Source organism: Brevundimonas sp. FV1ye29L, assembly GCF_058681095.1.
The window spans coordinates 1,156,114-1,170,039 of the sequence record NZ_CM178730.1; the positions used below are offsets into that span (position 1 = coordinate 1,156,114).

At 68.5% G+C, this 13,926-nt stretch carries 9 protein-coding genes and 1 tRNA gene; 5 read left to right on the plus strand and 5 right to left on the minus strand.

The window, feature by feature from the left end:
• The first annotated feature begins 12 nt into the window (after positions 1 to 12).
• Both ACW17W_RS05725 and ACW17W_RS05730 read left to right on the plus strand, forming a co-directional pair.
• Positions 13 to 2,190 carry a TonB-dependent receptor gene (locus tag ACW17W_RS05725; protein WP_492079778.1) on the plus strand — a complete coding sequence of 726 codons (2,178 nt, stop codon included), beginning with the start codon at positions 13 to 15 and terminating at the stop codon, positions 2,188 to 2,190.
• A gap of 4 nt (positions 2,191 to 2,194) precedes the next feature.
• A complete protein-coding gene (locus tag ACW17W_RS05730) occupies positions 2,195 to 3,325 on the plus strand; it encodes a VOC family protein (protein WP_492079779.1) in 1,131 nt (376 codons plus the stop codon).
• A gap of 295 nt (positions 3,326 to 3,620) precedes the next feature.
• On the opposite strand, the gene ACW17W_RS05735 is transcribed toward ACW17W_RS05730, so the two are convergent.
• Positions 3,621 to 3,697: transfer RNA gene (locus ACW17W_RS05735), tRNA-Lys, on the minus strand.
• 55 nt (positions 3,698 to 3,752) lie between these two features.
• On the minus strand, positions 3,753 to 5,498 hold the full coding sequence (locus ACW17W_RS05740; RefSeq protein ID WP_492079780.1) for an ATP-binding protein: 1,746 nt from the start codon (positions 5,496 to 5,498) through the stop codon (positions 3,753 to 3,755).
• Positions 5,499 to 5,660: 162 nt separating this feature from the next.
• Here ACW17W_RS05740 and ACW17W_RS05745 point away from each other — a divergent pair, with 162 nt between their 5' ends.
• From ACW17W_RS05745 to ACW17W_RS05755, 3 genes are all read left to right on the plus strand, one after another.
• A complete protein-coding gene (locus tag ACW17W_RS05745) occupies positions 5,661 to 5,909 on the plus strand; it encodes a hypothetical protein (RefSeq protein ID WP_492079781.1) in 249 nt (82 codons plus the stop codon).
• 105 nt (positions 5,910 to 6,014) lie between these two features.
• Positions 6,015 to 7,856, plus strand: a complete 1,842-nt coding sequence (locus tag ACW17W_RS05750; protein WP_492079782.1) for an autotransporter assembly complex protein TamA — start codon at positions 6,015 to 6,017, stop codon at positions 7,854 to 7,856.
• Complete coding sequence (locus tag ACW17W_RS05755; protein ID WP_492079783.1) at positions 7,853 to 12,118, plus strand: translocation/assembly module TamB domain-containing protein; 4,266 nt, start codon at positions 7,853 to 7,855, stop codon at positions 12,116 to 12,118. Before ACW17W_RS05750 ends, ACW17W_RS05755 begins: the two co-directional genes overlap by 4 nt.
• 8 nt (positions 12,119 to 12,126) lie before the next feature.
• On the opposite strand, the gene arsC is transcribed toward ACW17W_RS05755, so the two are convergent.
• The 3 genes from arsC to ACW17W_RS05770 are packed head-to-tail and all read right to left on the minus strand — an operon-like array spanning position 12,127 to position 13,924.
• Positions 12,127 to 12,525, minus strand: a complete 399-nt coding sequence (gene arsC, locus ACW17W_RS05760) for an arsenate reductase (glutaredoxin) (RefSeq protein ID WP_492079784.1) — start codon at positions 12,523 to 12,525, stop codon at positions 12,127 to 12,129.
• On the minus strand, positions 12,522 to 13,583 hold the full coding sequence (gene arsB, locus ACW17W_RS05765; RefSeq protein WP_492079785.1) for an ACR3 family arsenite efflux transporter: 1,062 nt from the start codon (positions 13,581 to 13,583) through the stop codon (positions 12,522 to 12,524). Before arsB ends, arsC begins: the two co-directional genes overlap by 4 nt.
• Positions 13,580 to 13,924, minus strand: a complete 345-nt coding sequence (locus ACW17W_RS05770; protein WP_492079787.1) for an ArsR/SmtB family transcription factor — start codon at positions 13,922 to 13,924, stop codon at positions 13,580 to 13,582. Before ACW17W_RS05770 ends, arsB begins: the two co-directional genes overlap by 4 nt.
• Positions 13,925 to 13,926: the final 2 nt, after the last annotated feature.

The following is a 13,926-nucleotide window of genomic DNA, read 5'->3' on the forward strand; positions in this document are numbered from 1 at the left end:
GGGAGGAAGACTATGACCACGCGTATGGCATTGATGGCTGGCGTCGCCGCCTTGACGCTCGGGGCCTGGAGCGCTGCGCAGGCGCAAGAGGCGCCGGGGGCCGGCGGTTCGGCCCAGAGCGCCGATCAACTCGACGAGGTGGTGGTCACCGCCGAGCGTCAGGCGCGCAATCTTCAAACCACCCCCCTGGCCGTGACGGCGCTGAGCGCCGAACAGCTCGAGGATCGGGGCGTCCGCAACATCTTCGATCTTCAGAACCTGGTTCCCAGCCTGTCGGTGGCGCAGCAGACGAACCAGGGCGGCGCCAGCGGGGCGACCTTCTATCTGCGGGGCCTTGGCGGCCGCGGAGGCACCAGCGGCTCTGAACCGGCGGTGGCGCTCTATGTGGATGACTTCTACCAGCCCGCCGCCTCGGGCAATGCCTTGAGAGCGCTCGATCTCGAACAGGTCGAAGTCCTGCGCGGACCGCAGGGGACGCTGTTCGGACGCAATGCGGTCGGGGGCGCCATCCGCTACCAGACGCGCAAGCCGGCCCCGGAGTTCGGCGCCTTCGCCGAGGCGACGATCGGCAATTTCGATCGTCGCGACGTCTTGGGGGGCGTCAACATCCCGCTCGGCGACACCTTCGCGGTCCGTTTGAGCGGGGCCTCCTTCGACACCGACGGCATCCAGAAAAAGCAGACCAGCCCGGGAACGGTCGGCGCCAACCGGGATCTCATCGGCCGGATCCAGGCGCGGTACCGGCCGAACGGCAAGTTGACGATCGACCTGAGCTACGACCAGACGGAGAGCGAGCTGGACGGCTCGCCGACCTATGTGCCGGTCATCGTGGGAACGGGTCAGCTGTCGAGGATCTACAACCTGACCCATGCAGTGAAATACGACACCGCCTTCCTGTCGACCTGCATCCTCTGCGCCTACGGCAGCCTGCCTCGAGACAGTTCGGACAAGGCGTCAGCGCGCAACGTCCACGCCGTGATCGACTACCGCGTCAGCGACAGCCTGCAGATCAAACTGCTCAGCGGCTACAGCCTGAGCAAGGACAATTTCTTCAACGACATCGACGCCTCGCCGCTCCTCGTCGGTGAACAATACTCGATCACGCGTTCCGAGGCCCATTCGGAGGAACTCCAGTTCCTCGGCGCGTTCGGCCCGCGCATCCGCTACGTGGCCGGGCTCTACTACTACGACGAGACCTTCGACGCCTTTTCCGGCCAGACCCTGTTCCTCGGCATCTCAAGCGTCACCCAGGAGCGCCAGCGCAAGTCGGTCTCAGCCTACACCAATGTGAACCTCGACCTGACCGATCATCTGACCCTGACCGGCGGCCTGCGGGTCGGGCGGGAGTCGGTGGATACCGAGGCCGTCACGGGCACCGGTGTACGGGCGGCGAATGATCAGGAATACGATGTCGTGCTCCCTCTGGCGCGCCTTCAGTACCAGTGGTCGCCGGATGTCATGATCTATGCGTCAGCGGGCAAGGGACTGCGCGGCGGCGGCTTCAGCGTGGCGCCGAACCCGGCGTTGCCGAACGCCGGAATCGTCCCCTTCGATCCGGAAACGGTCTGGTCCTACGAGGTCGGCACGCGGGCCCAGTTCCTCGATCGCCGCCTGCGGATCAACCCGACGGTTTTCTACACCGACTACAGCGACATCCAGGTCCAGCGTATCGTCGGCACCACGCCGATTCTCGAGAACGCGGGAACCGCCCACGTCTTCGGCGTCGAGCTGGAAACCACCTTTGTCGTGACCCCGGCCCTGCGGCTCACTGCCTCGGCATCCTACCTGGACCCCGAGTACGACACCCTGCTGCCCGGCGTCGTCGGCATCAATCTGGATACGCCCTTCGCCTACACGTCGAGGTTCGCCTACTCGATCGGCGCCCAGTACACGACATCGTTCGACAACGGGTCCGAGGCGGTCTTCAACCTCGATTACAGCGACCGCACGAAGTACACGAGCTCGGCGCAAAACACCGACGACCTGCTCATCCCGGGTCAGGGTCTGGTCAACGCCCGCGCCGAGTTCCACAGCCCGGGCGGGCGCTACACAGTGGCCGCCTTCGCGACCAACCTGACGAACGAAATCTACGTCACCGGTGGTGTCGACCTCACCAGCCTGGTCGGTCTGCAGCGGTACGACATCGGCCGTCCGCGCGAGTACGGCGTCACCCTCAAGGCGCGGTTCTAGACCCATGCCCGACCTTGTCTTCAAAGACGCCGGAGTCCCGGCGCTCGATCCCATGATGCGCGCCGCCGCCGCGCCGCTGGTCAAGGTGTGGGACATCGCCAGTGTCGAGTTCGGTCGGCCCGATCTCGACAGGGCGCTGGCCTTCCTCAGCGACTTTGGCCTGGCGGTCGACCATCACGACGAGAGCTCTGCGCTCCTGAGCGGACGCTCCGGCTACGGACCCTGCTACATCCTGAAAAAGACCGACAGGCCCTGCTTTCGGGGCGTCGGTCTGGTGGTCCGGACGCTGGAGGAACTGGAGAGGGTCGCCGGCCTGCCTGGCGCGTCCGCCATCGAACCGGCGATCGGCTGGCCCGAGGGGAAGCAGGTCAGGCTGACCGATCCGGCCGGTTTCCCGCTGCGGGTCGTTCAGGGACCGCACCGCGAGGGGCAGGCCTCGCGCCGGTCTCTGGTCCAGAATCTCGAACAGCCGCGGACACGGGTGAACGCGATGCAGCGCCCGCCGCTTGGCGCGGCCAATGTGCTTCGCCTCGGCCATGCGGTGATCTCCGTCGTCGACTTCTTCAAGTCCGTCCGCTGGTACATGGACACCTTCGGTCTGCTGCCCTCGGACATCCAGACGATCGGCGACGGAGAGCCGGCCCTGGTCTTCATGCGCTGCGATCGGGGCGACACCCCGGCCGACCACCACACCTTCGTGCTCGTCCAGAACGTCGTCAATCAGTACAGCCACGCCGCTTTTGAATGCGTCGACCTCGACGACATCGCCATGGGTCAGGAGCACCTCCTGTCGAAGGGCTGGGACCATGCCTGGGGCGTCGGGCGCCATCTGCTGGGCAGCCAGATTTTCGACTACTGGCGCGACCCCTGGGGCGACAAGGTCGAGCATTTCGCGGACAGCGACATGTTCACGGCCGATCACCCCGCGGATGTGACGCCGCTGACGACCGGCGGCCTGTATCAATGGGGGCCGCCGGTGCCGTCGGACTTCGAAGCCCCCAGAATGACCCCGGCCTTCCTTTGGAAGGCCATCGGAAATGTGTGGCGCAGCGAGGAGATGACCTTCGGTCGCATGCAGCGTCTTTTGAAGGCGATCAGCGGCAAGCCGCGCCCATGGCTCGCCAAAGGTCACTAGGAGTCGTGTCCGCCGCCAGACCCGGACACCGCCCGCATGACGTCCACGCCTTTCCATGCCCCGCTCGGCCGCGCGCTGGCCTCCCGGCTGCGATTCGTTCGGCTGTGTGCGCGTGAAATTGGTTCGGATCGCGGGGCAGGGCGTGGCGTGAGGCGGCCGGCAACGGGTGAAACGCGCCGGGCAGGACGATTCTGTCCCCTGCTGGCTGATCCCCACGCTGTTCCCCCGCTAGAAATCAGCGGTCAGACGGGTCTGTGCGGTAGCCCGTAACGCGTTGATGTACAACGCAAACCGATGGTACGTCCTCTCGGGCTCGAACCGAGGACCCTCTGATTAAAAGTCAGATGCTCTAACCAACTGAGCTAAGGACGCGCCGTCGGGCGACCGCCTTCTGTTGCATCGGGCCGGGCGGGTCAAGCCCGTCGGATCAGCCGATGGCGGATTGTTTCTCATATTCCGCGTCCGCGACCAGTTCCGCGACGGTGCGGGCCAGCAACACAGGGTCGATCGGCTTGGTCAGGAAGGCGTTGGCGCCGACCTCCTTCCAGGCGGCGCGATGGACCTCCATGGCGTTGGCCGTCAGCGCGATCAGGGGCGTCTTGCGGTTGGCCCCGGACGCGCGAATGCGGCGCGAGGCCTCAAGCCCGTCCATCACGGGCATCTGCATGTCCATGAGGATCGCGTCGAACGGCTGCCCCTCTGCCGCCTCGACCGCCTCCAGGCCATTTTCCACAAGGGTCAGCCGACAGCCGTGCGGTTCCAGAAGCAGGCTGAGGATCCGGCGATTGACCGCGTGGTCGTCGGCCACCAGCAGGTCGAGGCCGGCAAGGCCGACGCGGTCGGTGTCGAGCGCGGTGGCCACATCCGGCTTGCCGGCGTCCTCCATCACCTGGACCGGCATGGTCAGGGTAAAGGTCGATCCGACATCCTTGCGGCTGGTGACGGTCAGGCTGCCGCCCATCAGTTCGGCGAGGCGACGGCTGATGGTCAGGCCCAGGCCGGTGCCGCCGTAGCGCCGGGTGGTTCCGATTTCCGCCTGCTCGAAGCTGTTGAAGATGTGGTCCAGCTGTTCCGGAGCAATGCCGCAGCCGCTGTCGCGAACCTCGATGACCATTGCGCCGGTCGCCGCCTGCCATCCGGCGACGACAACGATTTCGCCTTCGGTCGTGAACTTCACCGCATTGGACATCAGGTTGAACAGGATTTGCTGCAGCCGCAGGGCGTCCGTGGCCACCCAGGCCGGCGTCTCGTCCGACACCGACAGCTTCAACCGCACGCCTGAGGCGGAGGCCCGGGGCTGCCACAGGCGCTGCAGGGCGCCGAGCTTGTCCCGCACATTCATCGGCGCGATCTCGAGCTCCATCTTGCCGGCCTCGATCTTGGAGAAGTCGAGGACGTCGTTGAGCAGGCCGAGGAGCACATCGCCGGCATCCAGCAGCATGGCGACGTGTTCGCGCTGCTCTCCGTTCAGCCGGGTCCGGCGCAGCAGGTTGGCGGCGGATATGACGGCATTCATCGGCGTGCGAATTTCGTGGCTGACGACGGCCAGGAAGTCGGACTTGGCGGCGCTGGCGATCTCGGCCTTGCGGCGTTCCTCACCGGCGATCCGGTTGGCGTCGCGCAACACCTGGGTGGTCAGGGAGCTCTGCCTGACGGCCACAATCAGATGGGTCATGTAGAGCAGGCACCCTGCGGCCACCAGCAGGCCGGACGGGTTGCGCTCGAGGACCGAGGTCAGGATGGGCAGGCCCAGAAAATAGCCGGCGTGGGGGACCACGGCTGACAGCAGCAACGCTCTCGACTGGTGCATATGCAGGCTGACGTGAAGCAGCCCGCCGGCGCTGAGGATCATGGCGAAGACACGCCCGGTGACCCCGCCCTCGAACCAGACATAGCCGCCGATGCCGGAATAGACGATCACGCTGACGGCGGTCACGACGCAGCAGGCGATCTTCAGGCCCAGGACCGGCGCCGCGTCCGGACGAAGCCGCAGCGGACGACAGACCAGCCAGTCCAGGGCCTGGGTCGCCGCGACAGCCCCCAGCCAGGCGACAGGCCAGATCGAGGGGGCGAAAACCCAGGCCACCAGGCCGATGAAGACGGCAAGGGCGAGACGGCCCTTGAGTTCCTTCAGGCGGACCTGTGCGACGACGGCGTAGTTGCTGGCGGTCATGTCCAGAGGTTCCATGCAGCTTCACCGTACGCGCTAAACGCGAACAAGAGGTTTCCATACCCGGTTGAATACGGGGTTGCGGGGGTGACCTCGGCGCTGTCGGGCGTTATGGAACGGGGGCCGACCGCGAAGCGTTTCCAGCCGGGTTCGGGGAGATTCGAGATGAAACGACTGGTTCTGGCTGCCGTATTGGGCTCCGTCGCCCTGCTGGGCGGCTGTGAAGACCCGGCTCCAGCCCAGGTCGAGATTGCGCAGCCGCCTGTGGATGCGGCGCCTGTGGTCTCGGAACCCCCTCCCGTCGAGGAGAAGGCAGGGTCCGAGACGACACCGGTCGACCCGTCCGCCCTGCCGCCTGACGCCCGACCCTCCGAGGAGACGGTCAGACCCGAGAGTGAGACGCTCTTCTACTGAGCCGGCCTTGATCCGCGCCACCGGAGCCTGGCGCATTCGTGAACAATTTGAAGACGGTGATGTCTGCGGGCGGGGGCAGGCGTCAGCGGTTATAAAGGAACAGGTTTGATTTTCAGGCGTCCGCAGCGACCCGAACGCGCCGGATCGACGGCCTGGCCCCGGTCCGGCCTGGCGGGCGGAACTGCGGCCCTTTTCGGGGTCTGTCTGGTCGCCGGGCCCGTCCATGCCGAACCCAGGGCCCAGGTTCGCGGCGAGGTGTCAGGCGAATTGCGCGCCCAGCTTCTGCGCGCCGTCGGAGAAGCGGACGGGGCCCCGTCCAACCGTTTCGACGCCCGTCGTCGCGCCAGAAGCGCCGTCGAGGCCGCCACGGCGCTGCTCAGGTCCGAGGGCTTCTATCAGCCGTCGGTGGAGGACGTCGTGGAGGGCGAGGAGACGCCCCTGGCCATCATCGACGTCATGCCCGGCCCCCGTTTCCTGCTCGTCGAGCCGGCGATCCAGTGGATTGCGCCCGAGCCCGCCGCCGCCGCCGCGACGGCGGCGGCGGCCGAGGCGGGGATCCGGGCCGGCGATCCGGGGCGGGCCGTCGACGTGATCGCAGCGGAAGGTCGCATCATCGCCGGCCTGACGCGCCGGGGATATGCGGATGCGGCGGCCCAGCCCCGGCGCGTGGTGGTGGACCATGCGGCCTATACGGTCGCGCCGACCTATCGCATCGCCTCGGGCCGGCTGGTGACGCTGGATGGCGTCAGGCTGGAGACGGCCGGGCCGACCAACCCCGACTGGGTCGCCGGTCTGGCGCCCTGGGCCGAGGGGGATGTCTTCGACCCGGAGCAGGTGGCCGAACTGGAACGCCGTCTGACCGAGACCGGCATCTACGACACCGTCGGCGTCGCGCTGGCGGCGACGGACCAGACCCGGCCGGACGGCAACCGACCTGTCATCGTCACCCTGGCCGACCGGTCGCGGCGGTTGATTGAGGTCGGGGCCGGCTATTCGACCGCCGAGGGCATCGGCATCGACGCCATCTGGACCTGGCGCAACCGGTTTGGCCGGGCGGACACCCTGGCGTTCGAGGCGCGGCTGGCCGACATCGACAGCCGGCTGGGGGTGGACCTGTCGCTGCCGCACTGGCGTCGGCCGGGACGGACGCTGAAGCTGTCGACCGCCATCGTCAATGAAGACACAGACGCCTATGTCCGCACCGCCTTCACAGCCGCAGCGGACCTGCAGCAACGGATCGGCCGGACGTCGTATTTCAGCTACGGGATCGGGTTCGACGCCGGCCGCTATGCCGAGTCGCGCTTCGATCCGGTGACCGCCATGCCCCTGACCTTTGATCGCGACCTCGCCATCGTCACCGGCAGGGCGGGCGCCTATCTGGACCGGTCAGACGATCCCCTCGACCCGCGTCGGGGCCATCGACTGACGGTCAATGTCCAGCCGACAGCAGTGACCGGCGAGGACACGATCCTGTTCCTCAGGACGGAGGCCCAGGCCACCCTCTATCTGCCGTTGCAGCCAGGGGCGAAGACCCTGTTCGCGGGCCGGTTGCGGCTGGGCTCCATCATCGGCGGAGGCGAGTTGAGCGTACCGTCCGACCGCCTGTTCTATTCGGGCGGCGGCGGATCGGTGCGGGGCTATGAATATCAGGCCGTCTCGCCGCGCCTTCCGGACGGCACGCCGCGCGGCGGCCTGTCGCTGTTCGAGACCTCTCTCGAGATCCGGCGCGACATCGGCGCGAGCTTCGGCGCTGTGGCCTTTGTCGACGCCGGATCGGTGGGCTTCCAGGAGACGCCCGACCTGAACAACATGCGTTATTCCGTAGGGGTGGGCGGGCGCTACCGCCTGCCGTTCGGCCCGGTGCGGGCCGACATCGCCATGCCGCTGAACAAGCGCGAGGGCGACGCCAGCTTCCAGATCTATATCAGCATAGGCCAGGCGTTTTGACCGACGACCTGACCCCCGACCCCGCCGCAGCGCCCCCGGCCCCCGAAACGCCGGTTCCCGATACTCCGGCAAAGGCCGAAAAGCGCCGCCGCACCCGCCTGCAGTGGGCCCTGTTCATCACCAGCATTGTGGCGGCGGCCCTCGTCGGCCTCGCTGTTGTCGCGGTGGTCGGCGGGCGCATGTACCTGCTGACGGGGCCGGGTCGCGACCTGGTCTCCAGCTTCATCCAGGGCAAGAAGATCAGCCGCTATGGACGGATCAATGTCGAGGGTCTGAGCGGCGACCTGTTCGACGACTTCACCCTGCGCCGTGTGACGATCACCGATCAAAAGGGCGTCTGGCTGGAGGCGAGGAACGTCCGGGTCGACTGGTCCTATCTGCCGCTGCTGGGCCGACGGTTTCACGCTGACAGCATCGAGGCCGAGGTCATCCGCGTGATCCGCAGGCCCGAGGTCGACCCCCCGGACGGCCGGCCGCCCAGCCCGCAGGCGATCGGGGTCGATATCGACAGAGTTTCCGCCCGCATCGAGCTTCTGGAGGGTTTCTCACAGGAATACGGCCGGTGGGACCTCAGCGGCGACGCCCATATTCCGCGAACCGGCGACAAGACGGCGACCGTCGATGCGCGCAGCCTGAACCGGCCCGGAGACTTCCTCAAACTGGCCGCGACCTTCGGCGGCAGGATGGAGGACCTGCGCGTGGACCTGCGCGCCCGTGAGGCCCGGGGCGGACCCCTGGCCGGGGCCATGGGCTATTCGCCGGACCGGCCGTTCTCGGCCATCGCCCTGGTGGATGGCGAGGTGATCAATGCGGTGGTTCGCACCGGCGGCTTTACCCCCCTGTCGGTGCAGGGCCGCTATGGCAAGACCGGCGCCCGGGTCGCGGGCTATGCCGATTTCAGCGGTTCGGACCTGTTCAGGCCGTTCGTCGACCGGATCGGCCGCACCGTCCGCTTCGGGTTCGCCGCCGTCCCGGACGCCCGGCGCGAGGGCTTCCAGGGCGTGGCCTGGCGGCTGTCGGCCGAGAATCTTGAGTCGCATGCGGTCGGAATGGTCAAGATATCCGACCGGTCGGCGCCCGACGGGCTCCGGCTCGAGGTCTCGACCGCGTCCCTGTCACGGCTGGCCGGAACGCCGGTCGGCGGGGCGACGGCCTGGAGCGGCGTCTTCACCGGCAGCCCTGACGATTTCAATCTGAAGGGCCAGGCCAGCCTGCTGAACGCCTCCCTGGCCAGCTATCAGGCGACGCGACTCGCGGGTCCGCTGAACGCCGCCTGGAAGGGCGGCAAGCTGACCCTCGACGGCGACGTCCGCGGAGTCGGCGGTCGCAGCGAGGGCATTGTCGGCGCCCTGCTGGGCGCGGCGCCCCGGGTCCAGTTCCAGGCGGCGCGGGAAAAGGACGGGGCGATTGTGCTCAACCGCATCGACGCCCGGGGTCAGGCCCTGACCCTGACCGGCGCGGGCGGTCGCAATCTGCTGGGCGGCCTGTCGTTCCGGGGGCAGGCGCAAATCACCGATGTCGGCCGCATCCGCCCCGGCGCCAGCGGCGCCTTCGGCGGCCCCGTCTCGGCGTCGTCGGCCCGGTCCGGCGCGCCATGGAAGATCGCCTTTGACGGTCGCGGCGCCGGCCTCGCCACCGGCATGGCCGAGATCGACCGGCTGCTGGGGCCGACGCCGCGGCTTCAGGCCGAAGGCCTGCTGAACGGCGGCCGGATCGAGATCGATCGCGGCGAACTGACCGGCGCGGCCGGACAGGCCAATGCCAAGGGGCTGATCGAGGGCGACGGACGCCTGCGGCTGGCCCTGGACTGGAATGCGCGCGGTCCGTTCGGCGTCGGCCCGGTCGCCATCGACGGCACCATGACCGGCGAGGGGGCCCTGACCGGCGCCCTGGCCCAGCCGCGCGCCGACCTGACCGCCGCCTTTGACAAGGTGGCGGCCGGGCCCCTGACCCTGACCAATGCCAATCTGGTGCTGAGCTTCAGAAAGGGCGCCGACGCCTCGGATGGCCGGGTGGTCCTGACCAGCGGCTCGAACTACGGGCCAGCGCGCGCTTCAGGCAATTTCTATCTGGGCGGGCCGGCGATCCGGCTGTCGGATGTCGATCTGGACGCGGGCGGGGTCAAGGCCCAGGGGGCTGTCGCCCTCTCGGACCGTATTCCCTCCAGCGCCGACCTGACCTTCAGCGCCCGGCCCGGCGCCTTCATCGCCTCGGGCAGCGCCGAGGGCCGGGTCAGGCTGACCGAGGGCGGCGGGCCGGAGACGGCGGTTGTGGACGTGACCGCCCGCAACCTGCGCCTGACGGGTTCGACCTGGGTGATCCGCAGTCTGGACCTTGACGGACGGGGCACGCTGTCGCGATTGCCCATGACCCTTGCCGTGGACGTCGGCGGGGCCAATCCGGTCCAGTTCAACGGCACGGCGGTCTATACGCGGACGGGCGACAACCACGGCCTTGCCCTGACCGGCGGCGGCCGGGTGCGAGAGGTCGCCTTCACCACGCGCGGCCCGGCGGTGATCGCCCTGGCCGGCGACGGGGCTGTCGCCCGGGTCAATCTGACGGTGGGGGGCGGCGTCCTGACCGGCGAACTGCGTCAGGATGCGTCCGGCGCCTCCATCAATGCGGAATTGACCGCTGTGGAACTGGGGTCGATCGCACCGGACCTCAGGGGACAGGTGACCGGCAAGGTGGCGCTGCAGGGCCAGGGATCGTCCCTCAGCGGCACGGCCAATGTCGCGATGCGTCAGGTACGCAGCGTGGATGCGCCGCGGGGTCTGGCGGTCGACGGCGTCGTGAACGCCACTCTGGACGGCTCTACCCTGCGCATCCAGGCCCAGGCCAGCGACAATGACCAGGTGCGGGCCTCGGTCGATGTGGCCCTGCCGGTCGAGGCCTCGGCCGCCCCCCTCAGACTGGCCATCGCCCGGACGCGCGCCATGTCGGGCCAGGTCTCCGTCCGGGGCCAGATCCAGCCGATCTGGGATCTTTTCATGGGCGGTGAACGATCGCTGGCGGGACAGGTGGACGGCAACGCAACCCTCGCCGGAACGCTCGCGGAGCCGCGTATCGACGGCGCCCTGACGGTCAGGGACGGGGCCTTCCGCGACAACGCCACAGGGCTGAGGCTCAACGCCCTCAATCTGACGGGCCGGTTCGACGGCGCCACGGCCCAGGTCGAGAGCTTCACCGCCAATGACGGATCCGGCGGCACGGTGACCGGTGACGGCCGCATCGGGCTGCGCGAAGGCTCGGCCTCCAGCTTCGAACTGAGCCTGCGCCGGTTCCGCATTATCGACAATGATATCGCCGAGGCGCGGGCGTCCGGACCCATCACCGTCGTGCGCGGCACGGACGGCAATATCCAGTTGACCGGGCGGATCGACGTCGACGAGGCCCGGATCGAGGCCAATCCCCCGGGTTCGAACGGCGTGGTCCGTATGGATGTGGTGGAGATCAACAAGCCCGGCGGAGATCTCCCGGAAGAGGAACAGACCGCCCAGCGGGGCCCCCAGTTCGGCCTGAACATCCAGCTGCGGTCGCCGGGCGGGGATGTGCGCGTCGTCGGGCGCGGCCTCAACGTCGAGCTCAACCTGAACGCCCAGGTCACGGGCACCATCGCCCAGCCGACCCTGAGCGGGACGGCGCGGGTCGTGCGCGGCGACTATGAGTTCGCCGGCAAGCGGTTCGTGTTCGATCCGCGCGGGACCGTGGCCCTGTCGACCGATCCGGGCCTGATCCGGCTGGATCTGACAGCGGTGCGTGAGGACCCCGCCCTGACGGCCACGATCCGGGTGACCGGAACGGCGGCCTCGCCGAAGATCGAACTGACCTCCAGTCCCTCCCTGCCGCAGGACGAAATCCTGTCGCAGGTGCTGTTCGGCCGGTCGGCGTCGCAACTGTCCGGTTTCGAGACCGCCCAGCTGGCGGCCGGGGTCGCGTCGCTCGCGGGCGGCGGCGGCTTCGACGTGATCGGCAATCTGCGTGAACTGGCCGGACTGGACCGGCTGTCGTTCGGCGGCGAGGCCTCGGCCCTGACCGTGGCCGGCGGGCGCTATCTCACCGACGACGTCTATCTGGAGATCATCGGCGGAGGCGAGGGCGGGGCTGCCGTCAATGTCGAATGGCAGGTGCGCCGCAATCTGTCGATCAGCTCCAAATTCGGCGGGACGGGCGACGCCACCCTGTCGATCCGGTGGCGCCGGGCCTCACGACCTCCTGGGGCGCGAAACGCCGACAACCGGCCGAACGCCAGCCGGGAGTAGGGGCGGGGTCAGCCGCCGACGACCTCGCCGTCTTCCTTGGTGAAACGGCCCGGCGGATTGTCCAGCAGGTCGAACACCCGCTCCGAGGGACGGCACAGTCTCGCGCCCTTCGGCGTCTCGACGATCGGCCGGTTCACCAGGACGGGCTCGACGAGCATGGCGTCCAGGATGGCGGCGTCGGTCGCATCGGCCTGCGTCAGACCGAGGTCCTCGGCCGGCGTTCCCTTGATCCGCAACAGGCCGCGCACGCCCTCGCCGGTGGCGGCGGCCAGTCGTTCCAGCGTCGAGCGATCCCAGCCGGTCTTCAGATACTCCACCACGGTGGGCTCGACGCCCGAGGCGCGGATCATCTCCAGCACATTGCGCGAGGTGCCGCATTTGGGGTTGTGCCAGAGGGTGATCGTCATGGTTGGCTCCTGTCTGCCGCGTGTCTCCGGACCGCCGGGCCCTGCTCGTACCAGCCCTTTGAACGGTTCACGAGGGCGACGACCGACAGCATCACCGGCACCTCGATCAGCACCCCCACCACGGTCGCCAGCGCGGCGCCGGACCCCAGTCCGAACAGGCTGATGGCGGCGGCGACGGCCAGTTCAAAGAAGTTGGAGGCCCCGATCAGGGCCGAGGGGCCGGCCACGCAGTGGGCCTCCCCGGTCAGGCGGTTCAGACCATACGACAGGCCGGCGTTGAAATAGACCTGGATCAGGATCGGCACGGCCAGCAGGGCGATGACCAGAGGCTGTTCGACGATCTGTCGCCCCTGAAAGCCGAACAGCAGGATCAGGGTGACCAGCAGGGCGGCGATCGAGACCGGCCCCAGCCGGGCCAGCATCCGGTCCAGCAGCGGCTCTCCGCCCCGCGACAGGACCCGTCGGCGGATCAGCTGCGCAGCGATGACCGGGATCACGATATACAGGCCGACCGACAGCAGCAGGGTGTCCCAGGGCACGGTGATGGCCGCCAGCCCCAGCAAAAGGGCGACGATGGGGGCGAAGGCGATGACCATGATGGCGTCGTTCAGCGCCACCTGGCTGAGGGTGAAATTCGGCTCGCCGCCGGTCAGCCGGCTCCAGACGAAGACCATCGCGGTACAGGGCGCGGCGGCCAGGATGATCAGGCCCGCGACATAGCTGTCGATCTGCGCCTCCGGCAGCCACGGCCGGAACAGGCCGGCGATGAAGAACCAGGCCAGCAGGGCCATGGAGAACGGCTTGACCGCCCAGTTGACGAACAGGGTCACGCCGATGCCGCGCCAGTGTCGCGCCACGCCGGACAGGGCGGCGAAGTCGATCCTCAGCAGCATGGGAATGATCATCAGCCAGATCAGGCCCGCGACCGGCAGGTTGACCTCGGCGTATTCCAGCCGCGACAGGGCGGCGAAAGCCCCCGGGGCGGCCCAGCCCAGGCCGACGCCGACGACGATGCACAGCCCGACCCAGACCGTCAGCCAGCGCTCGAACAGGCTCATGCCGCCGCCTCGACGCAACAGGCCCGGCGGGCGGCGTCGGCCACGGGCGCGCAAATTTCCGGACGCCCGGAACAGCAGTCCTCGAGCAGATAGCCGATCAGCGAGCCAATGGCGGCATAGTCCGCCTGATAGACGATGGTGCGGCCCGCGCGGTGAGACCCGATCAGGCCGGCGCGGCTCAGCACAGCCAGGTGGTTGGACGTGGTGTTGGCGGGCGCCGCAATGGCCCCGGCCACCTCACCGGCGCGCAACCCCTCGGGCCCGGCCTGGACCAGCAGCCGGAAGACCGACAGCCGGGACGGGGAGGCGAGGGCCGACAGCCGCTCGATGGCTTGATTCATTT

Coding starts and splice junctions, on each gene's coding strand:
- ACW17W_RS05725 (WP_492079778.1), top strand. CDS start 13: ATGACCACGCGTATGGCATTGATGGCTGGCGTCGCCGCCTTGACGCTC.
- ACW17W_RS05730 (WP_492079779.1), top strand. CDS start 2,195: ATGCCCGACCTTGTCTTCAAAGACGCCGGAGTCCCGGCGCTCGATCCC.
- ACW17W_RS05740 (WP_492079780.1), bottom strand. CDS start 5,498: ATGACCGCCAGCAACTACGCCGTCGTCGCACAGGTCCGCCTGAAGGAA.
- ACW17W_RS05745 (WP_492079781.1), top strand. CDS start 5,661: ATGAAACGACTGGTTCTGGCTGCCGTATTGGGCTCCGTCGCCCTGCTG.
- arsC (WP_492079784.1), bottom strand. CDS start 12,525: ATGACGATCACCCTCTGGCACAACCCCAAATGCGGCACCTCGCGCAAT.
- arsB (WP_492079785.1), bottom strand. CDS start 13,583: ATGAGCCTGTTCGAGCGCTGGCTGACGGTCTGGGTCGGGCTGTGCATC.
- ACW17W_RS05770 (WP_492079787.1), bottom strand. CDS start 13,924: ATGAATCAAGCCATCGAGCGGCTGTCGGCCCTCGCCTCCCCGTCCCGG.